This is a genomic window from Paenibacillus sp. 598K (assembly GCF_003851045.1).
Taxonomy (GTDB): Bacteria; Bacillota; Bacilli; order Paenibacillales; family Paenibacillaceae; genus Paenibacillus_D.
In genome coordinates this window covers 1-3,262 of record NZ_BFBX01000162.1, presented here as the reverse complement: position 1 = coordinate 3,262, position 3,262 = coordinate 1, and the positions used below count along the sequence as shown (strand labels likewise).

The window sequence follows — 3,262 nt, the reverse complement described above, 5'->3', positions numbered from 1 at the left end:
CCGCTGTCTCGCCGCTGAGCCGGACCAACTCGTCCGTGCTGGCATCGCCGCGTCGCTTCAGCAGCGCCAGCAGCTCGCCGGCATCGCCCGGTCGCTGGGCAGGCTCGGCCAGCCGCTGGCGTTCCTCGACGAGCACCTCGGGATCGAGCGCCTGCTCCAGCACCTCCTGGCCGAACAGGCGGCTCGCCCAGTCGCGGCTCACCGACATGAGCTGCAGTTGGGTGGACGGGTCGAGACCTTCGCCCTCATAGAGCTGCATGTTGGCGTAGTCCTCGACGAAGCGCGCCGCCATCGGCGACGGCCGCCGCGTCTCGCACACCTCGATGGCGATCTCGCCGCCCTGGATGCGGGCCAACTGCGTCCGCAGCGTGTCCAGGTCGAGATACGTATGCAGACACTCACGCATCGCTTCTTGCAAGTAAGGGAACTGCTCCGCGTACGGCAGCGATTCCTTGAGCAGCTCCTCGCTGCGCAGCCGCTTCTGCCACATCGGCGTCCGGGTGAAGCTGCGGGAGAGCAGCAGCGACGTCTCGGCGATCCGGCGGAAGGCGATCGCCAGCAGCGGCGAGCCCGGCACGGCGGCCAGCAGCAGCTCCTCGACTGTCTCCGGCGTCACCTGCCAGAGCAGCTGCAGCCAGGAGGCGTCCCAGTTCGGCACGACGAACTCGAGGCCGCTGTCCGTGGCATTGCTATAGATCCGGTACGGGAGCGCCTGTTGAATCTGGCGCTCCAGCGCGAGCTGCCAGGTGCGGTTGAGCCGCCGTCCCCAATGGTTGTGCAGGACGACATGGGTCTTGCCCTGCAGATCCTCATAATGTTCGACGACGAGCCGAGTGTCCGTCGGCAGCGGTGTAGCTGCCGACTGCGACCGGATCAGCTCGATGAACCGCTCGCCGGAGCGGGCGTCCATGCCGTACTCGGCATCCAACCACGCCAGCGTCTGCTCGGGATGGCCCGCGCTCTCCGAGTCGGTCTCGAGCCGCCGGTGCAGCTCGGCCAGTAGGCGGCCGAGCGTCTCGCCTAGCTCGAAGGAGCGGCCGCCGGCTTCATTGCGCCAGAACGGGATCTCGCTATAGCTGTTCGTCGTCTCGGCGACGTAGATACGGTCCTTGCGGATCTCTCGGATCATCCAGGAGCTGGTGCCGAGCTGGAAGACATCTCCGACGCGGCTCTCATGGACGAACTCCTCGTCGAGCTCTCCGAGATGGACGCGGCTGTCGGCATGATGGACCGGATAACCAGAGCTCTGCGGGATCGTCCCTGCGCCTGTGAGCGCGGCCATCGCCGTGCCCCGCAGCCGGGTGAGACGATCCTGCTCGCGCTCCCAGGCGAGGAGCGGCCGGGCGAACGGATAGAACCCCGACAGCACGCTTAGCATCCCCCGCAGTCGCGACAGCGGCAGGGCGCGGTAGCTGTCGCTGCGCAAGACGAGTCGATACAGCTCCGCCGTCGTCCAGTCGTCCATCGCCGTCAGCGCCACCGTCTGCTGGGACAGCACGTCGAGCGGCTGGCGGGGGATCTCGATCTCCTCGATGTCCCGCTCGCGGATCTTGCGGGCCAGCATGGCGACCTCGGGCAAGCTGCCGGGGTGCCGGACGAGCAGGTAGCCGCGGCTGGCGGCGCCGACCTGGTGACCGGCGCGGCCGATCCGCTGGATGCCGGAGGCGGCCGACAGCGGCGAGTCGATCTGGATGACGAGATCGATATGACCGACGTCGATGCCGAGCTCCAGCGAGGAGGTGGCGACGATCGCGCGCAGCTCGCCTGCCTTAAGCTGCTGCTCGACGGCGAGTCGCCGCTCGCGCGCCAGACTGCCGTGATGGGACTTCGCATTCTCATGGCCGACGTAGTCATTGAGCCGCAGCGTGAGCCGCTCGCATAGTCTGCGGCTGACGGTGAAGATGAGCACAGAGCGGCAGCCCTCCATGAGCTGCAGGATGCGGTCGAGCAGCGGATACCAGACCGACTCGCGCGTCGTCAGCGCAAGGCTTGGATCGGGCATCGTCACGCGCACCTCCAGCGCCTTGTCCATCGGACTCTCGATGACGGTGACGGGGCGGGGAAGATAGCCGAGCGGATGGCAGAACGCCTGCCCGGTCGCTGCGTCATCTGCGAGCGCGTCGCGGCGCGAGGCAACGATTGCTGACATCGCCGGTGCAGTTGCAGCGTGGCTCGCCACCGGCTGTGTCGCCTTGCGTCTGTCGCCAGCGTTCGCCACCGGCTGTGCCGCTTCGCGACCTTCATCATTGTTCGCCTTCAGCTCTTCCGTTCCGCGACTCTCGTCTGCGTTCTCGACGGACTCCGACACACAGTGGTCGCCCTCTACGACATTCAACGTCACTGTTGCTTCACGGCTGTCGCCAGTGCTCTCTGCCGGCTCCCAGCCTCCGAGGAAGCGGGCGACGCGGGAGAGCGGACGCTGCGTGGCCGAGACGCCGATGCGCTGGACTGGATGGCCGCAGGCGTGGACGAGCCGCTCGAGCGTCAGCGACAGATGAGCGCCCCGCTTGTCCGGCGCGAGATCGTGGATCTCGTCGACGATGACCTGCTCGGTCGTCCGCAGCATGTCGCGGCCCTTGGCCGATGTCAGCAAGATATAGAGCGATTCGGGCGTCGTCACCAGCACATCCGGCGGCTGGCGCAGCATCGCGGCGCGCTGGCTGCTCTTCGTATCGCCAGTGCGGACCGCGCTCCGCAAGCCCGGCCAGTCGGAGCCCGAGCTACCTGCTGCGGCTTGCGCGTCGATAGCCGCCACGAACGCCTCGATATGATGATGGATGTCGTTGTTGAGCGCTTTGAGCGGCGTCACATAGACGACTCGGACACCGGCCGGGGCGCGCCCGGCCAGCTTGGTCTGGACGATCCGGTCGAGACAGGGCAGCAGGGCGGCCAGCGTCTTGCCTGAGCCGGTGGGCGCAGCGATCAGCGTATGCTCGCCGCGCCGGATCGCCTCCCAGGCGTCCAGCTGCACCGGTGTAGGCTTGCCGAATGCGCCGCTGAACCATGCAGCGAGCGCAGGGTGGAACAGGGCAAGCGGCCCGCGTCGGGATGATGTTGCCATAGCGATGCCTCCTTCGGGTGAAGCTGCTTCTCTACTCCCATTGTAGCCTGCCAGCGGCTGCCGTCAAACGTGCGCCACCGCTATCGCCCCAATGATCTGTTATCCTGTCATCCTTAGCGTAATTAGCGTAACTGCAATAATACCTCTAATTATGCTCCAAAGCGCGCGCAATCGGGATTTTAATGCAAAAGTGCAGTTGTT

At 66.5% G+C, this 3,262-nt stretch carries 1 protein-coding gene; it reads right to left on the bottom strand.

All coding sequences use genetic code 11. From position 1 onward, the window contains the following. A partial coding sequence (locus tag PA598K_RS32630; protein WP_148092028.1) for a DEAD/DEAH box helicase occupies nucleotides 1-3,061 on the bottom strand: 3,061 nt, incomplete at its 3' end. Nucleotides 3,062-3,262: the final 201 nt, after the last annotated feature.